Origin of the sequence: Paenibacillus plantarum (assembly GCF_013141695.1) — a bacterium.
GTDB classification, from domain to species: Bacteria; Bacillota; Bacilli; order Paenibacillales; family NBRC-103111; genus Paenibacillus_E; species Paenibacillus_E plantarum.
The window spans coordinates 25,901-51,935 of the sequence record NZ_WHNY01000041.1 but is presented as its reverse complement, the minus strand read 5'-3'; the positions used below and the strand labels follow the sequence as shown (position 1 = coordinate 51,935).

The 26,035-nt window shown below is 37.9% G+C and carries 20 protein-coding genes; 1 reads left to right on the top strand and 19 read right to left on the bottom strand.

Translation table 11 applies throughout. The annotated features are described in order from the left end of the window. Positions 1–15: 15 nt before the first annotated feature. Positions 16–1,845: a nucleoside-diphosphate sugar epimerase/dehydratase gene (locus GC096_RS14265; protein ID WP_171631074.1), complete on the bottom strand. Its 1,830-nt coding sequence runs from the start codon at positions 1,843–1,845 to the stop codon at positions 16–18. A gap of 485 nt (positions 1,846–2,330) precedes the next feature. Between GC096_RS14265 and GC096_RS14260 the strand changes: the two genes are divergently transcribed. Further along, on the top strand, positions 2,331–4,736 hold the full coding sequence (locus tag GC096_RS14260; protein WP_171631072.1) for a right-handed parallel beta-helix repeat-containing protein: 2,406 nt from the start codon (positions 2,331–2,333) through the stop codon (positions 4,734–4,736). A 92-nt stretch (positions 4,737–4,828) separates the two neighbouring features. Here the strand turns inward: GC096_RS14260 and GC096_RS14255 are convergent, their stop codons facing one another. The 18 genes from GC096_RS14255 to GC096_RS14170 form a co-directional block, all read right to left on the bottom strand. Further along, positions 4,829–5,878 (bottom strand): glycosyltransferase family 2 protein, encoded by a 1,050-nt coding sequence (locus tag GC096_RS14255; RefSeq protein ID WP_171631070.1) that lies wholly within the window; start codon positions 5,876–5,878, stop codon positions 4,829–4,831. Between the two features lie 44 nt (positions 5,879–5,922). Further along, the gene (locus tag GC096_RS14250; protein ID WP_171631069.1) at positions 5,923–8,148 is read right to left on the bottom strand and encodes a right-handed parallel beta-helix repeat-containing protein; all 2,226 of its coding nucleotides are present in this window, start codon (positions 8,146–8,148) and stop codon (positions 5,923–5,925) included. A gap of 43 nt (positions 8,149–8,191) precedes the next feature. Continuing rightward, a complete protein-coding gene (locus tag GC096_RS14245; protein ID WP_171631067.1) occupies positions 8,192–9,286 on the bottom strand; it encodes an acyltransferase family protein in 1,095 nt (364 codons plus the stop codon). Further along, positions 9,279–11,036, bottom strand: coding sequence for a class I adenylate-forming enzyme family protein (locus GC096_RS14240; protein ID WP_246302759.1), 1,758 nt, complete (start codon positions 11,034–11,036; stop codon positions 9,279–9,281). The genes GC096_RS14245 and GC096_RS14240 overlap by 8 nt, the downstream gene beginning before the upstream one ends. Positions 11,037–11,082: 46 nt before the next feature. Continuing rightward, on the bottom strand, positions 11,083–12,633 hold the full coding sequence (locus GC096_RS14235; RefSeq protein WP_171631063.1) for a lipopolysaccharide biosynthesis protein: 1,551 nt from the start codon (positions 12,631–12,633) through the stop codon (positions 11,083–11,085). Between the two features lie 55 nt (positions 12,634–12,688). Further along, positions 12,689–13,882 (bottom strand): glycoside hydrolase family 88 protein, encoded by a 1,194-nt coding sequence (locus GC096_RS14230; RefSeq protein ID WP_171631061.1) that lies wholly within the window; start codon positions 13,880–13,882, stop codon positions 12,689–12,691. Positions 13,883–13,901: 19 nt separating this feature from the next. Then, positions 13,902–15,083, bottom strand: a complete 1,182-nt coding sequence (locus GC096_RS14225; protein ID WP_171631059.1) for a glycosyltransferase — start codon at positions 15,081–15,083, stop codon at positions 13,902–13,904. 9 nt (positions 15,084–15,092) lie between these two features. Beyond that, complete coding sequence (locus tag GC096_RS14220) at positions 15,093–16,289, bottom strand: glycosyltransferase (protein ID WP_171631057.1); 1,197 nt, start codon at positions 16,287–16,289, stop codon at positions 15,093–15,095. A gap of 15 nt (positions 16,290–16,304) precedes the next feature. After that, positions 16,305–17,462, bottom strand: coding sequence for a polysaccharide pyruvyl transferase family protein (locus GC096_RS14215; protein WP_171631056.1), 1,158 nt, complete (start codon positions 17,460–17,462; stop codon positions 16,305–16,307). Positions 17,463–17,476: 14 nt separating this feature from the next. Continuing rightward, positions 17,477–18,514 (bottom strand): glycosyltransferase family 2 protein, encoded by a 1,038-nt coding sequence (locus GC096_RS14210; protein WP_171631054.1) that lies wholly within the window; start codon positions 18,512–18,514, stop codon positions 17,477–17,479. Positions 18,515–18,516: 2 nt separating this feature from the next. Continuing rightward, on the bottom strand, positions 18,517–19,710 hold the full coding sequence (locus tag GC096_RS14205) for a glycosyltransferase (RefSeq protein WP_171631052.1): 1,194 nt from the start codon (positions 19,708–19,710) through the stop codon (positions 18,517–18,519). Continuing rightward, the gene (locus tag GC096_RS14200) at positions 19,703–20,308 is read right to left on the bottom strand and encodes an acyltransferase (RefSeq protein WP_246302754.1); all 606 of its coding nucleotides are present in this window, start codon (positions 20,306–20,308) and stop codon (positions 19,703–19,705) included. The genes GC096_RS14205 and GC096_RS14200 overlap by 8 nt, the downstream gene beginning before the upstream one ends. 23 nt (positions 20,309–20,331) lie before the next feature. After that, positions 20,332–21,084, bottom strand: coding sequence for a glycosyltransferase family 32 protein (locus GC096_RS14195; RefSeq protein WP_281366794.1), 753 nt, complete (start codon positions 21,082–21,084; stop codon positions 20,332–20,334). A 121-nt stretch (positions 21,085–21,205) separates the two neighbouring features. Then, the gene (locus GC096_RS14190) at positions 21,206–22,393 is read right to left on the bottom strand and encodes a nucleotidyltransferase domain-containing protein (protein WP_171631048.1); all 1,188 of its coding nucleotides are present in this window, start codon (positions 22,391–22,393) and stop codon (positions 21,206–21,208) included. Positions 22,394–22,414: 21 nt separating this feature from the next. Beyond that, complete coding sequence (locus tag GC096_RS14185; RefSeq protein ID WP_312886271.1) at positions 22,415–22,870, bottom strand: lasso peptide biosynthesis B2 protein; 456 nt, start codon at positions 22,868–22,870, stop codon at positions 22,415–22,417. A gap of 35 nt (positions 22,871–22,905) precedes the next feature. Continuing rightward, on the bottom strand, positions 22,906–24,711 hold the full coding sequence (locus GC096_RS14180; protein WP_171631046.1) for an ABC transporter ATP-binding protein: 1,806 nt from the start codon (positions 24,709–24,711) through the stop codon (positions 22,906–22,908). Continuing rightward, entirely contained in the window at positions 24,708–25,016 is a 309-nt protein-coding gene (locus GC096_RS14175; protein ID WP_171631045.1) for a lasso peptide biosynthesis PqqD family chaperone, read from the bottom strand. The genes GC096_RS14180 and GC096_RS14175 overlap by 4 nt, the downstream gene beginning before the upstream one ends. After that, positions 25,013–25,948: a phosphoenolpyruvate carboxykinase (ATP) gene (locus GC096_RS14170; protein ID WP_171631044.1), complete on the bottom strand. Its 936-nt coding sequence runs from the start codon at positions 25,946–25,948 to the stop codon at positions 25,013–25,015. Before GC096_RS14170 ends, GC096_RS14175 begins: the two co-directional genes overlap by 4 nt. Positions 25,949–26,035 lie beyond the last annotated feature (87 nt).

The window sequence follows — 26,035 nt, the reverse complement described above, 5'->3', positions numbered from 1 at the left end:
AATGATTGCTCCTTTTTAGCCTACAGATGATAGTTTCTTGGATAAAAGAAGAACATTGCTGTTCCCAATATTAAGCAAATGCTCTCTCAAGCTATCCTTATCTAATGTGTTGTACATGGAAATAGTTTCTTTGATTTCATCCATGAATAAATCCGCAGTCTTTCCGATATAAATCTTCGGATATACTTGCTGTTCTTCGATTTCATCAGCTTTCAGAAGCTCTTCATACAGCTTCTCTCCCGGCCGCATTCCGGTAAATTCAATACCGATATCTTCCACAGAGTTGCCTGAAAGCTTAATTAGATTTCTAGCTAGATCAACAATTTTTACAGGTTCCCCCATATCGAGGACAAAAATTTCTCCACCCTTGGCTAATGCGCCAGCTTGCATAACGAGCCGAGAGGCTTCTGGGATCGTCATAAAGTAGCGGATCATATCCGGATGGGTGACCGATACAGGACCGCCTTTTTCAATTTGATGCTTGAACCTTGGAATGACACTGCCTCTGCTTCCCAAGACATTGCCGAATCGGACGGCTACGAACTTCGTACTACTGCTTCTATCCATGTCTTGAATAATCATTTCGGCCATTCGTTTCGTGGCCCCCATGACACTCGTTGGATTCACCGCTTTATCCGTGGAGATCATGACGAAGGTATTCACTTCATACTTGCTTGCTGCAATCGCCACATTCATCGTACCAATCACGTTGTTCTTAACCGCTTCTTCCGGATTGCGTTCCATCAACGGTACATGCTTATGGGCTGCCGCATGGTACACGACATCAGGGCGATGTCGATTCATTACGGCCATCATTTTGCGTGAGTCCTGAATATCAGCAATTTCGGTAATGAATTCCGTTTGGTCGTACTCACAAATGTCCTTCAATTCCATTTCGATGGAATAAATACTGTTCTCGCCGTGCCCAAGCAAGATGAGCTTGCTAGGCTGGAATTTAGAAACCTGACGGCAGATTTCAGAGCCAATCGACCCTCCCGCACCGGTTACTAATACCACTTTGTGGGTAACAAACTCCGATATACTTGCGATATCAAGCTCGATTGGTTCCCTACCCAGTAGATCTTCAACGTGAACATCCATGAATTGATTGACCGAAAGCTTCCCTGTAACAAGATCCTCTAACATGGGCAGGGTTTGTGTTTTGGCTGTTGTTTTGGCGCATTCTTGGAAAATCGTATTCAGCTCTTTCCGTCCTAAGGAAGGAATTGCAATGATGATGCTATCAATACCCAGTTCAGAAACGGTCTTCTCAATCCGACTTATCCCTCCAACAACCGGAATCCCCATAATATCTAGATTGTGGATACGCACGTTATCATCAATAAATGCGACTGGCAGCAACTCGGTATCGCTATTTTTTATTAGCTGTCTAGCTACCATCGTACCGGCGGATCCGGCACCAATTATCAATGTCCGCTTCTTGTTGTCCGTCTTCTTTATCAAAGTACCGCGTAGTAATCTCCAACAGAAGCGCGAGCCGCCGATTAACAGAATATGCAGCATCCATGTAACAGCGAGTAACCGAAAGTAAATATCATGAACAACAATCTGTTGAACACACGCAGCAGCAATAATAGAGAACGAAACAGACTTAAAAACAATAAGCAACTCGCCTACACTCGCGTATTCCCATGCCTTCTTATAAAGTTTATACCGGAGTGAAAACACATGATGACTCACTAACAAAGCGATCGCACTTACAACTAATGGCAAAGTGATAACCCGTAGATCTGCGCTCAATAACAATCGACTAAAGAAAATAGAGGTTAATACAATAAAGGAGTCCGCTATAATTAAAAGTGATAACCGTTGGCTATATGACAAATAAATCCACCCTTTCTTTAAAGTTCTTAAGTATAGGGCCTTTGGAAAAGACCTTATAATTAAACCCTTTAATCAATAGGGCATCTAACCCCTCCTCGCACCACACTCTTGACGACTTGCGTCTAAGGTCCTACAAACAAACCCACAGCATGATCGAGTACCTCCGTTGATAACGGTAAGGAGGCATTACCGAGAGAGATATATGACCATTGAAGTTCTTTATAAAGAACGACAAGTGACGTCTCTGCTTACTAATTTGTATAGAGAACGTTTTATTGATAAATATTCTTTATAAAGAACATTTAGATTAAAAAAAATAGACTTCGAAAATGTTTTTTTAAATTACTTTCATTGTAGTTCTTTATAAAGAACGTGTCAATAACAAAATAAACTATTGGCTCCTAGTCTTTCATCCTTATCGTATTTAACTAGTAATTCATAAACTAATATATGCGACAAAATAAATAGAAAGAAGGTGAGATTGTATGATTCATGCAAATCTGGGTGATTTAGATGATATTAATGTAACAACCAAGCTCCCAGCTACAAATGATGTTCTGACTTATGACAGTACACAAGCACGTTGGGTTCCTAAAGCTCCCGTTAGTTCGAACTCTAACTCCTCAGCTTCCTACGTGATTGACTTAGTCAAATGGTCGATTAAGAACGATGGAACGAATTCCGCGGCAACAACGAAGGGCATCAATGATTCAATCGCTTGGGCTAAATCACAAGGCATTACACATTGCATATTGCCCAAAGGCACCTATGCATTAAAAATCGACAACACCATTTACTCCTGTATTACCATGCAAAGCAATATGCATTTCGAAATGGTCGATGGTTGCATCCTACAATTGGAAGCGAATTCTTCTCCTTGGTACAGCATTTTTTATTTAAAGGGTGTCTCGGACGCAGCAATTTCAGGTGGAACCGTTATTGGTGATAAGAAAACACATATTTATCAGTTAGGTGTAAAATTTGTACGTGGTGGGGTTAATCCTGATGGTTCGCTAAATACGAATCCTAATTGGATCCGTAGTGAAGTCATTGATCGGTACAGTAATCCAGGGTTACTTCAATTGTTCCGATTATGGACGATTAATGGAATAACAAACACGAATTATAGTTTTTTCCAGTACAAAGACACGATTTCTAACTCGACATTGGCCGGTTCAAGAACGAATGGGCAATTTGCGCCCGCAGCACCAACTGGACGTGGCTGGTTCGCTGATATCGCCAACGCCAATAAAATGATTTTCGCCATCGACATTACGACTTCTCCTCTAACGGATGCTCAGATTGCCCAAATTACTGCTAAAGTAGATGCTCAGAACTACACGCATGAGTGGGGGCATGGGATTAATCTCTTAGGTGTCAACAACTTTCGTATAGAAAATGTGGACATCAGTAACTGTACAGGAGATGCTGTCTTCGCATCTTGGCTTGAGTACAAAGCAAACGCAGCTGATTATACACAAGAACAGATGGGGTCCTATATTACGATTCACAACTGTAATCTTCACCATTGTAGGAGACAGGGAATTTCGATTGCAGGGCCGAATGATGTAAGTATTATTAACAATAAAATACATCATATTGGTCGGGCTGATGACGGAACAACAGAAGACGGAACGGCTCCCATGTTTGGTATTGACTTGGAATCTATGTGGTCAGAATCAAATATCCCTACTTGGCGACCTGAACTGAATCAAGCTGGCTTGGAATTAAACACACGTATTTATATTGCTCAAAACTACATTTATACCAATAGCCGCGGGCATTTTGTTAATGCAGATGCGATTCATGTCACATTAGAAAACAACAAATTTGAGGGATACAATGTTGGAGCGATTAGTTCGTATCCCAATAATATGTATGTCAATTATCTTAATAACACGATGATTAATTGTGAACTTATTGTGAAAGGTGATAATTTCGTTAACGGGGCGATCTGCAACAATGGAAACATCAAAATTGCAGATGTGACCGGAGCCGTGATTAACAATTGTAAGATTACCAATGGCCTATTCTATGGCTCAAGTGTTTACGGTTACTGGGGAACGCCTACTGTCGATATTGCAAGTGGTACTTTCACTTTTGCTGCAGCTCATGGTGCAGGAAACGGAGCCAAGGTTGCATTCGAGCAATGGATTGGAAGGGTACCTGCGGGGATTAGTATTGATAAGCTGTACTATATCATTAATGTCAAACCCAACAGTTTTCAAGTTTCTGAGAGTCTCAATGGCGCTGCAGTAAAGATTACCGATGCTGGCATTTCTGGATTTAATCTTAGTCGGTTTAATTACGGTAGATGCTACATCTCCGATGTTACGGTTGAACGGGATTGGCGGGCTGATAATGCGCTTACACCAAATTTCCAACTACTTCTCACAGGTGGTGTTATTAAGAATATTATCGTTAAGAACTATGAACTGGAAATCCGAACACCAGCCAATTATGCAGGAAGACCGACAACTATTGATGGGATAGCAATAATTGAAGGTGGAGCTGCTTTTGAATCTTGTAATTTAAGCAATAGTTCCTTTATTAGAATAAAAACTGGAATACTTGGCGGTGATATTTCATTTGGTTCAAATGACATACGTTATACAAGAAAAGCAATAGTCGATAATTGTATATTTCAAAATGTGGGGATTAATTTCAATGGAAACGTTATTAATAATAGGAGTACATTCATTAATTCTTTAATCGGAAAAACTGACAATGCTAATATTTCTTTAATCAACAATAGCTATTTAGAAAATACAAAAATTAATTTACGTTGGTTAACCCGTGAAAAATCAATGACCATATCAAGATGTACATTCAACAATGTAACTGCAGATATAAACACAAATACAAGAATGATTGAAAACCTCAGCTTATAGCAAAACAATAATAAGAATTTACAAAAGCAAAACCTGTAATCGAGGTAATTACAGGTTTTGTTTTTTATTCTTTTTTCGGAATAATATTAAATCTATACTAGGGACAAAAAATTTGTCAAATACCTACGCGGTAGGCTTCTTTTATATAATGATTGACCTAATTGAAACAGATATTCTACATCTTTAAATCTAATTGCATTTAAATAATCATTTGAGAAATATTTCTTGCTACCTTCATTATCTAAACATTCAATTACATATCGATTCGAAAGGTAAATTTCAATATTTTTTTTTATCTCAATCTGGTTTAACTCGCTAAAAAACAAATTCTTTAAACAAGTTTTAAATGTGTTTAGGAGCATCAAACTAATACCATAATATTGTCTTTCACGGTTGTCACTGAAGAACTGTTCGATTACTTCTTTTTGTATTTCATATCCATTAACCATATCATCGAATAGAAAAGGCATATATTTACTAGTGAAACCACCCACTCTATAATAATAGAGTGGTTTATTCAGCATTTTTACACTATTGGCATTTAAAAATATCTCCATGTTATAAAACAAGTCATCACCTAAGTAGTGAATTCTCTCCAAATACTTTCCTGAGTTTACTAGCACTTCTCTTTTGTACATCTTTGCACACAGAGATGATGGAAATGAATGTCCATGAAGGTAAGAAGTGACTATTTCATTCTTCACTTCCTCATCCCTATAGATCCTATCATCGTTAAAATAACTTGATACATTTCTCTTTTTAATAATACCACTGCCTATTACTTTATATATGTTGCAAACTGTAACATCTACGCTATTTCTAATTGATTCATTGTAAAGTAGTTCAATATAGTTTTTGTCAATCCAGTCATCAGCATCTACAAACATAATGTAATCAGACTTGGAACGTGCTATCCCCCTATTTCTAGACTTAACACTGCCTTCGTTTAACTTATTTATTACTATTACTCGATTATCTTCCTTTTGGTATTTCATGCAAACATTTAAACTATCATCAGTAGAACCATCATTAACTAAAATTAATTCAAAATCATTAAATGATTGATTTAATATTGAGCTTATACATTTACGGAGTTTATTACCGGGATTATATATGGGGACAACTACACTCACTTTGCTCATAATAATCAGTCCTCTTCAAATTATTCAAAATTAAACCGAGTATCTTATAACTCTTTATTGTTACTTGTTATATCATTTGACTTTAATCTAAGCTTTGCTTTATTTAATACATTATTTGTAATTGAAAAAGCTCTCGATCCTGGTCCTACATAAATTGTAGAAATACCTACTGAATCGATGTTTGAAGTAATGGTATTATTACTTATTGATGCATTTAAAATGTCATTAGGATCATTTCTTTGCCAATAGTCGTTTAATTTGATAATTTCTGTAGTTCCTTTCGTAATACCACTCATAACTAATATGTTGTTCTTAATGTCCACCATTCTAGCTGAATCCACAGAAATTGCAGACATATTACCTAGAATATTAAAGGTAGAATCGGTGATTGTAAGATCCAAATTAACATTTCCAGAACTTAGTCCGGTATTTCCTGTAAATGAACATTTATTAAAAATATACTTACCTGATTTTCCAGCTCCCGGCCCCATTTTGCCTTCATCGCTTGGTCCCTTAAATACACAATTGTTATATGTACCTAATGGCAGATCAAGTCCGTAAGTTGAGTTGTAACCAGTTACAGTCAGATTATCAAAAATATTTCCTTCCACATTGCCACCTGTTATAGCCCTCAAAGCAGGTGCTCCATTAATTGTTACATTAGTCAAATGTACAGGGTTATTCCAAATCGCTAGGCCTCCGTCTACATTCGAGTTGGTTAAATTAATTGTTATATCAGAAGCAGTCACCCCAAAGGGGGTGGAGCTGCTTATCAGAAATTTAGCGTTTGTAAATGTCATACCCTTAATATTAATATTGGGACCCTCGAGGTGTGTGATTGAATCACTCATCTGATTGTCTAGGAATGTAACATCATGATAAGCATATATACTAGTTCCTTCGAAATTATTATTTTTTATTACTGCTCCTGTAAATGGTTCTGACACAGCTAGACCAATCACTCCACGTGAAGCTAAATGGTTATTTTCCAAAATACCATTATGACCATCGTAGAAAATAACGTCATATCTACTGTTATTGTAGAATTTATTATTTTTGATTGAGATATTCTCATTAATGTATCCATTTTCACCAGCACCGCCTTCAACGTCAATTCCTGCCATTGGTGCAGTGCCTTTTTTGCCACCTATGTCATGAAAAATACTATTTTGTACGGTTACGTTTTTTCCGCCATTGATTGTTAATCCTTGCCTGCGATTAAAGGAAGATTCTGAGTTCTGAACGACAATATTTGTAGACTGAACTCTGTTCCATATTTCAAGATATTGATCTTTTAACAATGTGCTATTAAACACTAATCGAATAGAATGTCCTCCTTCAGGAATGGAAATGTATTTACCTTGTCCTTGTTGCTTCAGTTTAGTAAGGAATGAACCGTCAGCTTTATAGAAATAAATATCATATTCTGCTGGGAGATGTTGACCATTATCGATTATTAGAGTATTAGTCAAGTTATATGATGGATGAGTAAGTTGCCAACTCGTTTTGGTTCTAATTTTAGATGCACTAGTAACTTGATTTCCATTGTCATCAATGCTTCCTGATTCAAAACTTTTTTCGTATAAATCCTGCATAGTCCCATTTCCACCTCCAACACAAAGCCCGTCTCCAGTGAAATTTAATGCTTTAACTCCGTCAATCGTGACATTGAATGCACCTTTTGCTAAAATGCCGTATCCACTTTCATGGGTGCCCCCACTTGAGTAATCATGTGTCTCTCTGTCCCCGCGATAAGTACCTCCAATGATTTGGACATTCTGGACGCCTACTCCAATAAATAAAGTTGAATAACCCTCGTAGCCATTCGTTTCTTTTTGAATAATCGCTTTATCATCAAGCCAGAAGGTCATATCGCTAACCATATTAATCCGGCCACGTGAATCCCATGTTCCATCGGTCCCTTTGGCAATGAGATACGTTCCAGCTGGTACCTTAAACACGGTGAAGCCCGCATCACGTGCCCAAATAAGAGCATTATTCAATCCGTCTGTTGTTTCTTGGGCATGTGAATTATCATTGTAAATATGCCACTGTGACAAATTGAGTTCATAAATCTTATCTTTGGGTACATCGATTGGGACTGTTGTTGGATTAGTGGAAGTAGAAGGAGGATTAGTATTAGGGCTAGCAGTAACAATTGGGCTTGGACTGAGGCTCGGACTGGAACTTGAACTTGAGCTTGTACTACTAGACCACGTTGGCAACAAGGAGAGAATCAAGACATAAATAAGTAAAACCAATTTAGACATGAACAAATATCAATCCTTTCATTTCTACGGGAAGTCATCCCTACTATCGTTCAGTACTTCTACTCATTCTCTTAAACCTATTAAAAGTCATACTCGAAAAAATTGATTTCCATTTATACAAAACAATACTTACAAGGATACATTCAATACCTGTGGACGCTACATAGACGATATTTTGTAGATTGCTTAGCTCCGTTATTTCCCAGTTGAGCAACAAAAGGTTAAGTCTCATAAACAAAATGTGTCCACAGAAAGTCACAATGCTAAACAAATTGATGAAGCTATGATACTTTTGGATGATCTGGCTCTTCACTCTAAGTATCCCATAAAAGACAAGTATGGTATTAGGAATAATACTCAATGTGATCTTATATTCCATATTCCACTCGATGTATCGCCATAAATAAACAAATTCTAATGCCGAAACCACGAGTGCTGCTCCAAGTATTGGCCAAACCTTTGCACGATTGAATTCTTCTTCATATCTAGCTAGCAAAACTCCAATTAGTACGAATGTGAAACCAAGTCCCAAGTACCTATACACGAACAATTTTATATAGACTAGAATCGAGCCTCCTGATAGATAGCTTTCTAAATGATCAACCATTAAAGAGCGCAAGCTGCCCGATATCAGTAAACTCATTAGAAAACCGATCATCCCTGCTAGAAGAGCGAAGCGTACGCCTCTTTTCTCAACAAGCCAATAACAAACACAAAGACTGAAAATTAATGGAGGAATAAACCATAACTGGACCGATGGTCCATTCAAGATGACAGCTGCAGTAAGAATCTTAGCTTGAAGCCCGAGATTGGCAAATGAAAACCCGCCGCGAAACAATTCAGGTGCGATAAATTCGAACATAAAAAGCAAACAAAATGGCACATACATCATCAATATCCGGTTTACATACCTTTTGATATAGTGATGTGAATCGCTCGCATTTGTCCATCCCTTATAGGCTAGGAACCCTGCAACAACATAAAAGCAAGTAACGATCACACCAAGTGGCAGCGAGATAAACCGCAGTTGATGATTCGGTAATGAGACCATATAACGATTAATAACTAAATGGGCAAATAAAACCAATAGGCAACCGACAAGTTTAAAGATTGTAATGCCAGGATAATATCTACGCATAGCGTATCTCCCGACTTAACCCATTCATAACAATGGCGCGAATTTCAACAACTGAAATTTTTCCAGTAGGTGATAAAGGCAATTCTGGGAGAAATACAATATGTTCAGGTACCTTAAAAGCCGATATTTGATTAGCAAGGCTACTTATTAATACTTCAGCTGAAAGATTCGAGCCTTTCCTTGCTACAACGCAAGCACAAAGCTTTTCACCATAGAGGGCATCCGGTACACCTAATACGAAGGCGTCTTCTATATCTTCGTTCATCAATAATACTCCCTCAATCTCAAGTGGTGATATTTTCTCTCCGCCACGTGATATTAATCGATGAACCCTTCCCGATATTGTTAAATTGTGATGACTATCTATAAAACCAAGATCTCCCGTTCTAAACCAACCATCCTCTTCCAAATAAGTAGACTGATTATTGAGCATACTCATGACACGATGGCTGCGAACTACAATTTCACCTTGTTCAAGAACTGATTGATCATTTCCCGTAACCACATCGCGAATTCTTATCTCTACGCCTCTGTCAACTTTCCCAGCAAGACTGTAACTATTCTGCTCGAAATGTTTGTACTCAACAGCCCCGCTCAATAAGTTAGCTCTTCTCATTAGTCTAAAAAGTATGGAAAGTATCAAATTCCTCTCCCCTCCTGTGAAACAGGTGCCATTCGCTATGGATCCAGCCTCCGTAGAACCGTAGGTAACCATAAAAAATAGGAGCTTAAGCTCACTTTTTACCCTGTGAAGTAATGAACTACTAACTGCAGCAGAAGTAAACGAAATACCAATGAGAGAGGAGAGTGCTGCATAATTACCTTGCGAAACAGACATCATACGCTGGACCATGTAAGGTGTGCCAATTAATACACGACATGATTCCTTCTTAACAACCGCTATTGCAGTTAATGGATGATAATGACTAAGCAATACCATTCTTACATTACAAACCCTCAAATTTGTAAAAATAACGCCAAATCCCCCAAGATGGTACAACGGTAACAAGCTAATTACAGAAAAACGCCTAGCGATCACATCTGTCATTTTTTGCAATATAGGATTAGCTTCCTTCTTACTCGTATACTTAGGAGCAGTTGCAAGGAATGAAGCCGTTGATCGAACCACACCTTTAGGTGAACCAGTCGTACCGGAAGTATACAACAAAATTAACGGATCGTTGATGGATGTCAATAAACATGCACGAAGAAGAGCATCATCATTCGATTGTGCTCCAATCGTGTATAGGTCTGAATATGGTCGCATAGGAGATTGAACTTCTAAGTCATCCCCTTCAACGATGAAGATATGGGCTGGTAACCAAGCAGGGCGGCTATCACTATACTCATAATCACGGAATATATCGATCAGCATGGAAGGATATTGTTGCTGATGTCCTTCTTTTCCAATAATCATAGCTTTTGGACTCGCGCCCTTCAGAAACTCGCGAATTTCCGCTTTCTTCGAATACGTATTCAATGGTACGCTAACTGCGCCAATACAGGCGGCCGCAAACATGGAAATGATCAATTCCATTCTTCCTGTCATAAGAAATGCAATGGAATCACCCTTCTGTATGCCAAGTTCTAAATAGCCCTTGGCTATAAGTTGAACTTCATTCCATAGCTTTCCCCATGTATAGTGCTGCTCTATTTCCGGAAAGCTGTATGCAACATCTTTGGCACACGTTCTCGCACGTTTTTGCAATAGAAACGCTATGGTTTCTGGGTTACATGGGATCATATCCATCACAATTCAAACTCCTTTATTGTTCCCAATTAAGAACACCTGTGAATCAAAAAGATTCTGAACTTCCTTTCGGTGTAACTTTCCTCTGGACTCTAGTCAACATCCCTTTCGCAATCCCCAATAAATACTTATACTCATCAGTCTTACGAAACAAGAGTATATAAATAAGATTAGGAATAAACAAACAAAGAAGTGCTTTCAGCCCTAATGAAACAATATTCTCGACAACAACTAAATTGGTTATATATGAAGTTATTAAGCAAGTTCCTAATCCTACAGCCGCATAGTAAAAATAGCGTAAAAAATAGCGGAAGATCGACTTATGAAACACTTTCTTATACACAAAATAAGGTGTTGTCCAAAATGGAACAACAATTGCGCTTATCAATGTTCCAATAAATACACCAGCAATTCCTATATATTGTACTAAAATAATCGATAATACCAGATTCACCGCGGCCTGGCATAGTGGTACAAATCTATCCTCATGAAAGATACCTGCGGTTGTTTTAACCGTACTAATCGAGTTCCTCATACCTCTTTCATAGAACGTAACGACTAATACAATCAGTACTAGTTTGTCCATTAGGAATGTTGGCCCTATCCAGAGTCTAATAAATGGTTCGATCATGATAAATAAACCAATCGCAAGCAGCGAGTACAACCAGAAATTAAGAAACATAGTCACTCTATACACACGATATATTTTTTCTTTACTTTCCTTGGCTACTAGATTACCGATACTGTGGTAAATATTATTAAAGATTTGATTTACAAAGGTTCGACATATGTCGATTAGCATGAAATAATTTGAATATAGCCCAACAGCTGCCACACTTACATAGTAGGAAATAATAATATTGTCAGTTCCAAATATTAAGTAAGTTCCTACATTCTGCAAGATGATTGCTTTTATATTCTTAACTAAGTTACTCTTTGTTAAATGATCAATTTGTTTCGTTATTTTCTCTTTTAGAAACGGATATAATCGATCGACAATCAACGACAGAATGAAACTATTAATTAACGTGATCAAGCTGTCAATAATTAAATACACCACATAGTTTTGAGTCGTATACAGAATAACTATTTTTAAAGAAGTTGAAACAATCGAAGAAATTGAGAACATCCCCGTAACAATATATCCCTTCTGACTTACATTCAGAAAAGAACTCTTGTATTGAAACAAATACGGTGTAACAGTATTCACTAGAAATACAAAATAAATAAGATGGATATGTGCTACATTCGTATCTTTCACAAAATAATTTAGAAAAGGCATAATAGAAAGTCCTAACACCAAGACGACTAGCGCAATGACTAAGTATGCCTTCTTATACAATTTCATAAGCATGATCATTTTTTCTTTGTCATTTTCAGCAACTGGTTTATAGAGATTATAGATAATACTGGATCCTATACCTGCCTCCGCAAGGGAGAGCATGGCAAGTATATTCGTAAATAATCCATTTACACCTAAATAATCGATGCCTAGTGTTTGAATGAAGACGGTTCTTGAGAAGAAACTTAAGAAAGTAATAATTAACTGATTACCTAATCCGACTGAAATATTAATGATTGAACTTTTTGTTCTCATAGAACAAAACCAATTTCATTTGAGAGTTCTTGATACATAATCCATACGGTGTAAATCATCTCTTCACAACCTTATAACCGTGATTGAAATTCATCATTCGAATACAGAAGCCCTGTGTAAATGGCAAAATATTAAACAATGTTGAATATACACCTATATCTTTGGTATCTCCTTGCGAGAAATCAACAGCGCCGTTTCTTCTAGTAACCTTCATGAGATAGGCTGCTGCTCGGTTCGCGCTGTTTAGACACGATTCTGAGATTCCCTCAATTTGCGAGGCATTTAACATGAACCATCCTAGTGTAGCTGTCGTAGATGAGTCTGGCCGACTTTCTCCTCTAGTCACGGTCCAATTCCAATTTCCTTGATCCTGCTGGAATAATACGGCTGCTTCAGCAAATCGTCTAACACTATCTGTCAGCATCGATTTATTGGGATGATCGTTAGGTAATTCACCCCATGCATCAATAAGTCCTATAGCATACCATCCAAGTCCTCTTCCCCAACCATACAATCCTAGTGGTAATTTCTCCGTAATCGCATAAGCGTGACTTGGGATATGGTGTCCCTCTAGCATACCTTTGTCTTCATACGTTGTAATCTGTTTCACAGCCAACTCCACGCACTCTTCTTTGTGGTATCGTAGGCCATATGCCACTAAAAAAGGACAAATGAAACCGATCGTGTCCACATAACGGTACTCCTTCATAAAACTACGATATTGCACCGTACCATCCTGACCAATATGTCCTCTAATCATTTCCCATACAGCATCCAGGGCTGGTTTATACTTGTCTGTTTCAATAAAATCTAACTTCATAACTGCGTACGCAAGAATAGCCGCATCAACATATTTAGGTGTATGTTTCCATTGACCTTGTTCATTAAATTTCTGAGCCATGAATTTACCCAGTTGTTGCTTTACATCGCTGTCATCATTCTGTTTTAAATATTCTGACATTCCTAAAAGCAACGCTGCTTCTTGCCAATGTTGAATGGCCGCTTTTGTATAGTTACCCTTCAACATATCAATAAATACTAACCTGGTATGATCAGTCACTTTTATTTTCGGCGTGGCATGCAGCCACTTGAGCCCCAGCTTTGTAATTGATTTGTTCCATATTTGTTGATTGTCGTATCTTCCGATATGAATCCTGCTTAGCCAATCCTTGAATATCGGAAGAAGATCAATAAGAATAATGATGGCAATGAGAATTAATAATGTATAACCTATGAGCTGAATTATCATACTAGTTAACCTCTCTCATTTAATTGAACATCGCATATAGTTTATGTATTTCATCTTCCGTTCCTAAGTTTTCAGTCGAGAGATTCTGCGAGAATTGCTTCCTAAGGGACGGATTATCTATTAAACTAGCAATGCCTGCGGATAACGATTTCGGATTCATTCCAACAATTAATCCATTCACTTGATCTGTGATTTGATCTTTTGCTGTATCAAAGTCAGTTACGACAATCGGCTTATATAGTATTTTGGCCTCGTCGATAGCGATTGATTTCCCTTCAAATCTAGAAGGCTGAACGTAAATATCAGCAGCTTTGATGTAAGGATAAGGATTCTCCTTTATACCAACAAGCTTAATCGTATCGTTCAATTTGTTGTGATCGATTATTCTCTCTAGGTTTTTGCGTTCTTCGCCTTCTCCGATAATGTACCATTTCACCTGATATCCAGTGTTTACAAGTTCCTTACAAGACTCAATGGCTAGCTCAAATCCTTTATGATAATTTAGTCTACCTACGGAAACAATTTTCAGCTCTTGACCACCTAAATGAATTTCCTCTAGTGAAAGCTTACGTATAGCTGCTGGGGATACGATATTATGCATGACTTCAATTCTTTGTATATACTTTGGGAATATCTTTTTTAATATGTGCTGACATTCTTCCGAGACGGTCACAATGTGATCTAACTTCCTAAAATATCCATTGTCCAACTTTGCGTCCATGCCCATTTTGTTATAATCACTATGGATAAATCCTAATTTTTTAGTTGCCCTCACTTTATCAATACAAAAATAAATCGGATTCTTCTCGAGATATCCGACAGCCGCGTCATATTTCGTATTGATATCAGGCAATGCTTTGTATAAATACTTCCAAGCTCTCTGCTCAGATCTAGCCGAGTTTTTCTCACTTTTATAAATGAACCCAGCTATCACTCTTGCAACAGCTACTCCAAGCCTCCCTTTACGAAGACAGTCCAGTACGGCTGCTCCCATTGGCATTTCAAAATATTTATAATTCTGAGGTTCTCTTAACAAGTTGACTTCACTTGGTATTTTATTGAAAAATATCCCCTCATGTTTGAGTAAAAATAAATCAACGTCGTATTTTGAATAATCCAACGTCTCCAAAAGGGAGATCAGAGCTTTCTCTGCTCCGCCACAGGTTAAACTATTCATAATAAAAAGCACCTTTTTTTTCATTGCTTCCTCCTATCCAATCAACTCATAAAATTTCTCTATTTCATCTTCAGTTCCCAATTTTTGTTTGGCTAGTGTATCCGATAAGCGTTTCCTTAAATCTACATCATTAATTAGTATTTCAATTTCATTTGCAAGATCATCCGCATTCATTTCTGAGATAATGCCATCTACTCCTTGATTAATCTGATCTTTCGCAGTAGTGAAATTAGTCACGATAATGGGTTTATTCAAAATCTTAGCTTCATCAATTGCGATTGATTTACCTTCAAACCTTGATGTCTGTGAATAAATGTCGGCTTGTTTGACATAGGGATACGGATTTGACTTAAGTCCCAACAACTTAAAATTTTCTTCTAACCCATATTCTTTTATTAATTCCATGAGCTTTTGTTTTTCTTCACCATCTCCAATAATATTCCACAAAATGTTATATCCTCGATCGATCAGTATTCTACAAGACTCAATAGCCATAACGAAATTCTTTTGATAATGTAATCGTCCAATTGAGACAATAACAATCTGATTCTCTTTTTTACCAAACAATTCTTCTTGACCTTGTTCAGCCATTTTATTAATGATCGAAGGTGACACGATATTATAAATGACCTTTACCTTATCTCTTTGCTCTGGAAATCTGCTTTCCAAAATATTCGCACACTCTTCTGATACCGTGACAATTTGATCTAATTTACTAAAATAGGATTGATCAAACGAAGGATCCATTCCTAATTGATCATAATCAATATGTACCCAACCTATTTTTCTAGTAGCTGAATCGACTTTATCTATACAAATATATGTGGATGTTTTTTCTAAAAATCCAATAGCAGCATCATATGGCCCCTCAATCAGTCCCAATGATTTGGAAATATATTTCCAATTATATTGTTCTCTTAAAGCTACATTTTTTAGGTTTCTATTTCTAAATGTAAACATAGCCCGGTTGTATGCTAAAATCACACTACCTTTTAGTAAGAATTTACAAATAGATTTCAATAAAGGTAAACTAAATATCGTAAAGTTCTTAGGTAAAGGTAATATTCGTACTTCCTTGGGTACAAACTCCATAAATAATCCTTCATGTGATAATAAAAATAAATCCACACTGTACTTGTTAAAATCAAGTTTATTAAGTAAGGTAACTAGACTCTTTTCTCCTCCACCAGAAGTTAAACTAGGCATGATAAAGATAAGTTTTTTCACCAAAATCCACCTCATTCATTAAACTAATTGATGAAGTAACTCAACAGCCCTGTAGGACATTTTTTTAATTCGTGGAATAGCTGCTTGCAGTGTTTGCTTTATTTCATCTTCCTCTGCAAACATTTCATCAAATTTAGACTTTAGCTTGCTGCCATCAGAAATTTCTTCAATTCCCAGCACAAGTTTCTCTTCCCCAAAAATATCTTGAGCAATCCCTTTGGACTTCACACTATATCCTAGTACCATGGTTGGAACATAATTGGAATATGCCGCAATGGTTGCATGAGTCCTAGCTCCAATAAAGAACCTCATTCTTGAAATATACCCTTTATATTGAATCGCGTTTAAGTTATTTGGTAACAAGATCACTCTACCCGTATGTTTAAATTCCTCGAAATAATTCTCAAGAATTACATAGTCATTATTGCCTGCCTGGATAACATGGGGGGTTAGTGCAATAGTCATATCTGTCTTTTCAAGAATATGTGAAATTAACTCCCTAACTGCTATTTGAGAATTCACATTTCGCTTCATTACTAAAGGACTGAAATTTAATCCAAGCGTATTTCCTTCTTGCCAACCGTCTGGAAGCTCTAATTCTTCCTTCTCCATCGTGAATGCTGCATCCGCACACAATTCAACATTCGTTAATCCTTTACTCTTGAGCATGTTATACGTTAGCGTTTCTCGAGCCAGAATCAGATCGAATAATTTTAGATCTTCCAATTTCCGCTCAGACATATCTTCTTGTCCAATTGAGCAGCCCCATAGGACTAACTTTTTTCCGCCAGCTTTCACTCTTTTATTAATTTCATACCAGCCAGGTTGTTCACCATAACAATAGTTATCACCACCAATGGAGAGATACACATCCATTTTAGGAATAAGTTTGACAATGTTATCATGTATCTTCCCTAGCGCGTACGAGTCGTCTCTAAATACTTTGTATTGCAGAGACGAAAGTAACCAGTCGTAAGAATACTTTTTTAACTCCCGAGTCGATCCATCATAAATACCATCTAGTTTAGTGATCAAACGATCAGTCTCTGGTTTACCTGAGGCAAGATACACTTTGGATCCACGAATGCGTTCCTTAATAATATGTGTTGAGGATCTTACGATTGCCTCACATCCTCTATTTAAGCTACCATCATGAGCAAACATCATAATTTTCATTTGTATAATCCCCTTCAAATAGATTTACTTCTTAACTTGCTGTATCTCGTGCAAAAGTATAGACCGGCTATTGATTTTTTCTGAATTAAATAGGTAATAAACTTCTCGTATCTGCCTAAGTTATCGTATTCTTGCTCGTAAAAGAGCGGTAAAGCTTCAGATACGATTGGGTGATTTACCATCTTTGTGACATAACGAAACCTTTGATGGAAACTAATCTTATGGGTAGGATTCAGATATACATGAATATTAGCCATGACACTTCTCATTAATTTCGTTGATTTTAATTGTTTAACCTTATAATGGTCCTTAATCAGGGTATCTATTTGGGGAGTATCCTGGAGATATACTTCTAAGGCACGTTTGAAGTAATCCTTCTCCAAAATATTTCTAGTTGCACTGCCGGCTACTTCTCGATAATGGTATCCCATATAATTCTTCGAAATAACAAGCTGCGCATGGCTGAAAAAGCTCATATTAAAATACCCATCTTCACCTAATGGCATATTCTTAGGAAATTCAACTTCATGATCAATAATTGAACTTCGTTTATACAGTTTGTTCCATACTGTATTCATTTGGTCTGATTTTAATAAATAAGTAATAATCTCTTGTTCAATGAAACCTCTTGCTAATTTGGTATCCATCGGAAACGGATATGTAGTGGTAACCTTACGACCTGCAAGCTCTGTTTCAAAAATAGAAATAACTGCATCATAATCTTCTTCTTTAGCCGTAAGATAAAGCGTTTCAAACATATCCTTCTCCACATAATCATCCGCATCAACAAAACCTACATACTCACCAATCGCTAACCTTATTCCATGATTCCGCGCCATGCTTACACCTTGATTCTCTTGATGTACGAGTCGGATTCTCGCATCCAGTTTCGCAAACTGCTCTATTATGCCTGCGCTCCCATCTTGCGATCCATCGTTAATGAAAATGAATTCACATTCGTCTAACGTCTGACTACTAAGTGATTCTATGCATGGTACTAAGTATTTCTCTGCATTATAGACAGGGATAATTACACTTACTTTCGTACTCATGTCTATATCACTCCGTATAACTTATTTAATTCCCAAGTGTTACTATAATCTCGCCCTACATTATTGTTCATGAAGTCTGTTCTGAGTTCACTTCGTGTATACATCCGTTCAATTCCTTCCGCAATACCCTCTACACTTAGTTCACAGATCATACCATCCACACCATCTTCAATCTGACTGCTCGCAGTTGGATAGTTGGTAATTATAATGGGTTTACCTAAGATTTTGGCCTCAGTTACTGTCACTGCTTTTCCCTCATAGCGAGATGGTTGTACATATAAGTCACAAAGTTTTATATACGGATATGGGTTCATTTGCTTACCAACTAAAACGAAGCTATCCGTTAAGCTATTCTCCACAATTAACTGCTTAAGCTGTTCCTCATATCCCCCATACCCTACAACGTACCACTTGATGGAAGTTAATCCTTTATCATGAAGTAACCTCAAAGCTTTAACTGCCATATCAAATCCTTTAACGTAAGACAATCTGCCGACGGATACGATGTTAAAACTATCCTGATGCTCAGCTTCTAGGTGAATGTGATCATCTGCCATTTTTCTTATAAACTCTGGAGATGTAATGTTCTCTATTAATCGAATCTTCTCTTCTAAGGAGGGGTATGTCTTGATGAATGCTTCTGTACACGCCTCGGATATGGAAGCTATTGCATCGTACTTACGCCAAACGGCCAAGTCTATTTTATTATCAATTTCTAATTCACTGTAATCCGTATGAATCCATGCAATCTTCTTCACCGCGCTCACTTTGCTCGCAACAATATCATGTGGCCATGCATAGCTAATGGCTAAATCATATTGCTTCCCTATCTTCGGTAAGAAATACGTTGTATATTTTAGAACAAGCTGCATCTGGATGTACCCAGAGCCTTCTCTTAACTTCCTAACCCTTGCCTTCCAATTCGAAATCATTTTACTCAACACTCTAATGCTCAAAGCTAGGAGATGCCCTTTCTTTAAGCAATCCATCATCGATTCTCGAAATACCGTATAGTTACCTATCTGGGGCAAAAGATTTACTTGATCAGGAATCAAACTCAAGAAATCTCCTGAATGTTTACAAATGAATAGATCTACTTCATATTTACTGTAATCGAAACTCTCCAGCATGTTGATCAAACTTCTCTCGATGCCACCAATTTCCATGTCATACACAGTAATAAGAATTTTACGCATATTGAATGTAGCTCTTTTCCCTTTTATTTAAGAATATGGTATTCGCAGGCACGTTCCCTTTTACAACACTTCCAGCGGCAATAACAGCATTATCACCAATAACCGTATCTCGAAGGATTACAACATTCGAACCTACCCACACATTTTCACCAATAATAATCTCTCCCTTTATTAGGTGTTCGCCCGTACTTCCACGAAAGTTATGATCATGATCATTGATACTTACATGAGGTGCAATTTTAGTGTTTTTGCCAATTGTTATTCTGTAGACACAATTGATGTTGCAATGATCATTGATAAAAACCTTCTCCGCAATAATCAATTCTCCGTAATGATCCACTCTTATACTTGCGTTCTTTCTAATAAATACGAATTTGCCAATATAGATCCTGGCATGTTTGCTAAATACATCAATTCTACTGTTCGTCTGCAAAGAGAAGATGGATGACTTAATGTTCCTATAGTAGAGAAGCTTATTGAAGTAGGCTCTCAGAATTCCCATGGCATGCGATAAATTCATGATAAACATGTAGTAGAAACCCCTGCCGCGACCATCATTAATGAGTGTAATCAGTACTTTTTTAGCTACGTTCAGCATGCCTATTCTCCTCAATAATCAGTTTAACTAAGCAGCTTGCGCAACCTAGCTATATTATCTCCACCAATCACTTTCGCCAGCTGCATCTTGATTTGACCCTTCCATCTTGCCTTCAACGGCAGCCAACTCTTGTAGAAATGGTGCATGGCATAGGTATCACTCGTGATATAATTCCTGCAATTGATGTAGTCATAGGGAGAGAAATAGGTCTGGGGATAAAAAGTCGCAATACCTTCTAACTCTTGATATTGACCATTGGGAATAACTCCCCAGTCGCTAAGTATTTCTGTAATCAAGGCCACATTGGTTAGTGAATCATAGGTACCATCTGCACGCTTGAAATTTTTGTTCGTATAAGAATCCAAGAAGACTTGGATTAACTTGTTTTGCGGGGCCGCTCCGATCGTGGAAGTGGCAATAAAATTTTCTTGTTCAAATCCCCAAAAGGAGTCATGATGCAATAAATCATCAAATGCTTTGAATACTTCTACATCGGTATCTACATATATGCCACCATGATGATAAAGCGCGTACACTCTCACATAATCACTAACAAACGCGTATTTGCCTGCTTCGTAAGCTTCTTTTACATAGGGATTGCTGTTCAGGTCAAAATTACTATCGTTCCACTCTATGAATTGATATCCACGTAGTTGAAGATGCCAGCTTTGAATACATCGTTTCACGATATCTGGCTTCTCATTATGTCCAAACCAACAATAGTGAATAATCTTAGGAATTGTCATGGTTAACCTCTCTCCTAATTCGAGAAACAATAAAAAGTTCTTAATAAAGAACCTTTACTTATCTCAAGTATAGTTCTTTATAAAGAACATGTCAATACAATTGTACTTCATAGAGAACGTTTACATATGACTTTCCATTGCCATAGTTTGCCTATGACAACACATGTTTTTTCGTTTTCCTCCATGTCCACAGGAGGGGACGTAATGGAAAGTAGAGTATATGTAGTGGCTGAGGTAATTTTAATGTCTCTGCATCCTCAGGATACGGATATAGAAAGCTTAAAATAAACAATACTTTTTGCCGGTACGTCATTAGGGAAAAAAGATGACGCTTATGATATTTCGAAATATGATCTGGCACAGGATCCGTGTGGAGATTTACTTTTTGATAAATATAGAAATAAGCATCTTCAGCGAGATGTTCCCCTCGTTTAGCCATTGTTAAAGACTCAAGTTCACTGGTAAGCGGTGTTTGAAGCAGCTTAACAGCTAGTATGATTGCTTGTGCAGCAATATGCGTCTGATTATATTTCTTCAGTTGATACGTAAGCCTATCGTGCGCCAAATCCTGTCTAAGGATCCGGTCGATATCCACTAACCAGCGTAATCGTGACCAGCCGTGGCGAGCGCCATGAGTAGCAAGAAAGATAAATAAATCCTCTCTTCCTAAATAATAGACAGGATGTTTGGTAATGGAACACATTCGCTTACTTTCCCAAAGTTCATTGAAAGTAGGTTCTTTCCCTGGGCCTGGTCCTAATCTCCAATGAATTTCAAGTTTAATTCCCTTCTGAGGGTGCTTATACGTGATGTGATGATGCCGCCATTTCCAATCACCAAGAATCGTTTTGTAGACTTCCTCTTTCACATAACCTAGTTCAATAAGCATTTCTTCTACCTGCATCAGGTTATCAATAGGAATAAGGATATCTAAATCACTGCATGTTCGAAGTGACACATCACCATACAAATCATCTGCCAGCACAGGCCCCTTTAGAACTAAGACACGAATGCCTGTTTCATCGAATTGTTTGGCAATGCTCCCCATCTCCGAGCTTAAATGCAACATGGAGAACGTATTACGTTGATAGTCCTTCTGCATCTGCCTGATTACATACGACGGAATGCGCTCATCATCTGTTTGCCTAAGCTTTTCATATACATTCGGATATACACGGTGATGTCTAGTCAGCACAAGCAACTCGTCCCAATCGATGTCTTTGAGGTTTTCATTACAAATATTGATCCGCTTTTCACCTGATGGCATATTCATAAGTGATAGCAGCAATTTCAATTCTTTTGAAAATAATGTTGATGCCGCTTGCGAACTGATACTCATTTCGATCCTCCCAACCTCATTCTACTTGTTACAATGATTTGCAAATTTCCCAACAACAATATACCCATCCTTCCCCTCCGCGCCGGTAATAAAGAACGGACCACTTCGAAGCCAGGCATGCGCAATCATTTTACCCGTTTCATCTTTACGCGTTCCCATATAAAGCGTACTGGAAATTTCGCGCCTCTTTAACATTTTCATAGCTGCTATCGCCCTGACTAAACACTTACTATCCCATAATGTATGTCGACTTATGATCAGAATCGCATCATGGATCTGAATGAGTTCTATTTTCCGGATATTAGGCTGATCTTGCGCAGATTCCTCCATAGCTTTACCTAACGAAGGTGCTATCTTGGCAAAGGGAACCGATATGAGCATTCTAGCCCAAGCCAAATAAACAAATGCCTCTATAAATAGAAACATCGTCTTGCTATTTAAGGAGAAGAACTTTCGCATTATGGTTATCATTCCTATCATTGACTCCATCCGAATAATCATTAGGATTCCAACTAGCCATTCTTTCTTGTCACATTCTGTCCATCAACTAGATGATTCAGCAAACTCCTCTTTTCATTGGCAAGTTGACTGAAAATCCCCCTCTGAACAATGGCCCCTTGATCAATGACAAGAACTTGATCTGCATTCCGAATCGTTGATAAGCGATGGGCAATCACGATAATTGTCATTTTACCCTTTAATAAATCTAACGCTTCTTGAATTTTCGTCTCATTGTCCGTATCTAATGCACTCGTCGCTTCATCTAATACAAGAATGGATGGTTTGCGAAGTATAGCTCTAGCTAATACAAGTCGTTGACGCTCGCCTCCGGACAATCGAACCCCACGATCACCGATTGTTGTATCCAGGCCTTGAGGGAGTTTCGCAACAAATTCGGCTGATGCAGAGAACACAAGCGCCTCATGGATTTCGTCTTCGGTAGCGTCTGGTTTAACCAACAACAAATTCTCCCTTATACTTGCATTGAAAAGGAAGGGATCCTGAGATACATAGCTAATGGATGCACGAAAAGATAATAAGAGTTCTTGCGTTAAGGGTACGCCATCCACCAAAACTTGCCCTTCTTCTGGTAGCATAAGACCCATTAGAATGTCAATCAATGTACTTTTCCCTGCTCCCGAGCGCCCTACTATAGCAGTCATTCGATTAACTGGGATTTGCAAGTTGATGTCATTGAGTGCGTATGCGGATTGTTTTCGGTTATAACGGAAATAAACTTGCCGACATTCTATACTTTCTTTTAAAAGAATAGATTGGATCGCAGTACCAGCCTCTTGCATGGTGAATTCTTGCGATTCTTTACACTCATCATGAAGCAATTTCAGTGCTGTGAAAGCAGGAACCGATGCGGCTATGCCCTCCATATTCGATTGAATCCCATTCAAACGAGGCCACAACCTAGAAAAGATGAGAATAATTAATAATAGCTGCTCTAACTGTGATTGAAAGATACCCACTGAAAGGAATATAAACAGTGCAATAAAAACTGCCGCTGCCGTCTGATACACGAATTGAGATGTGTTCTTCAATCTAACGTGCGCGAGCTGCTCTTGCTGTATTTGGCTATCGAGCTTTTTCATCCAGTTCATCCGGGAATGCTCTAGCATATTACTCTTAATGTCCTTTATCCCGTTCAATTGATCAGTTATACCTGCGAGATAAGATTTCCCCAGTTCCATGGTATGCTGACCGATTACTTGCGATTTATGGACGAATTTTCTGAAGAGAATGGCTACAGCCAACCCGCAAATCAAGACAAAAATGGCTAACTTTGCAGATAACCAGAAGGCTAGACCAATTTGAAGCAAGGTAAAAATGAGTGAAGTAACCAGCTGTAATAGGGCATTTATCCCACCACTGACACCAGCTATTTCGGCAGTCAATGAATTTACATAATCTGATTTTCTTCGTTTCAAATGAAAGTCCCATTTCGCCTGCAACAATGAGCTGAAGGTATCCAGTCGAACATGATGCATGAAACCCTGATGAATCTTCGTATTTCCTTCGGTAATCATCCATTTCATCACGCCTTGACCGAGTACAAGTAGAATATAAATCCCCAAAATAATGGTTAATCCCCAGATACGTGGCAATTCTCGTAAAAAATCAAAGGTAGCGGATATCGGAATATGCGTAACATTTAAGTCAAAGATTCCACTCATATTCAGCATTGGAATCAGCATAATGATACCAATTCCTTCTAATAGACTAATGAGGATCATACCAAGAAGACTTACATACAACTTTTTCCCTGTATTGACATACAACCTTTTTGTCCAATAAATAATGGCTTTCAACGTACATCCCCTGTTTCTATACGAAGAATTAGGCCTTCTTTAGCCATATGCTCTAAAAAGGATACTACATGCCCCTCGCATACGGATCGCTCAACATCATATTCTTCCATTAATTTATTAATGAGGTGCTCTACATGCATAGGTTCTTGAATCATGTCCCAAATGATCCCACCCATAGACCCTAAGTTGTAATATTTACCATTCTCAATGCTTAACATGACCTTTTCTCCACCCATATCGCTTACGATATGACCGTCCTTCTGAACAACTTTTTGTGTCATCTCAATGGTTTGATTGGATATCATGATATATTCCTCCTATTAATCGTTGTAATTATCGTAGATACGAGTTCAGGTGCAGTAAATTTAGATACAGGACGCTCTAATCGATATAGACTCAGCTTATTAACGAGCTTAGCCGTCATGTTAAAATGCCAGGATGACAGGTTCAATCGATGAACTAGGAAATTACGAAATGTGTGATGGTATAACATCGATAAACTCTCTAAATTAGGAATCCGCTGAATCGCAACTTGCTCCCCATCTGATTTGACTAATTCAAAAATTCCAGCAATCGGTACAGGCTTTGACTCATAATTGGAAGCAACAGGAATTGAAAATTTGGTTTCCCTTTTAAATAACGGTTGATAGCCAGCTGTTTCCATCCCAAAGTGTGCCATGCTTTCTTGCCACAATTTCTGCTGCGGATAAGAAGGTGTCACATAAGCCGTTTGTTGATCTGATGAGAAGGAAATTGCAATGACATCATCGCTTAATAATGGATATCCTTCCTTCATAATGGCGGATGCAAGCGTCGATTTGCCAGCTCCTGAATCTCCAACAATAGCATAGGCATTTCCCTCAATAACCACTGCACTGCCGTGTAAAGGAAGAATCCTTCTTTGGAGCAATAAAGCCCCCATACAAGATCCTAATATATAAAGCCTGATTTCATCCTTGTCTGAGCCAATGGCGGGTGAAATGAGAATTTTGTTTCCATATTCAATGCAAAATATACCTAAATGAGGGATTTGGAAGATTACTCTTTCCTCACGCACTGTATATTTCCCAAGCTCCGCTTCCATACTAACCCATAATTTTGATAGATCAGCAATCTCAATGGTAATATCAGGGGATCCCTGAATGTCATGTAATTGTACTAGCTCTGGCAAGTGAATCGCACTTACCACGGTAAATCCAAACGCTTGATAATACATGTCTTTTAAAGTACTTAGCATTATTACTCACTCCAAGCTTTTTCTTGTAGGACGTAGTAAAAAACGAGCCCTCATACTTTCCAGTATAAGGGCTTTTAACACAGGAAT